Source organism: Massilia sp. 2TAF26 (assembly GCF_052115005.1).
Lineage (GTDB): Bacteria > Pseudomonadota > Gammaproteobacteria > Burkholderiales > Burkholderiaceae_D > Telluria.
Window position 1 is genome coordinate 1 of the sequence record NZ_JBFRFV010000128.1, and the last position, 402, is coordinate 402.

At 58.2% G+C, this 402-nt stretch carries 1 protein-coding gene; it reads left to right on the plus strand.

Translation table 11 applies throughout. The features are described from left to right. Positions 1-84: 84 nt before the first annotated feature. Positions 85-402 (plus strand): phage tail assembly chaperone (locus tag AB4Z32_RS27780; RefSeq protein ID WP_442125026.1); only part of this gene is annotated, 318 nt, incomplete at its 3' end.

A 402-nucleotide genomic window follows, 5' to 3' on the forward strand; every position in this document is an offset into this window, starting at 1 on the left:
CCAGAGCACCGGCCGGCTGCTGTCGCCTTCGCGGGCGCGGCGGCTGGCACGGGCATTTATATCCTCCCGCGAAAGGAACACATCATGGCAAAAGTCATCCTTGGCAAACCACCCAAAGCAATCTCCAAAGAGCTGACATTCCCAATGCTCGACGGCACCACGGGCAGCATTAAGGTCACGTATAAATACCGGACCCGCACCGAGTTTGGTACCTTCGTTGACAGCATGATCGACGTCATCAAACAGGAAAGCGAAGCGGCCATTGCGGCCGCACGCGAAAAGGCGAAGGACAAGGCGGACGACGCCGTGCAGTCGATCGACCTGGGCGTGTCGGAAACCGAAATCAACGCCAAGAAGGCGCAACGCCAAGCTGACTTCATCATGGGCTGCGTAGAAGAGTGG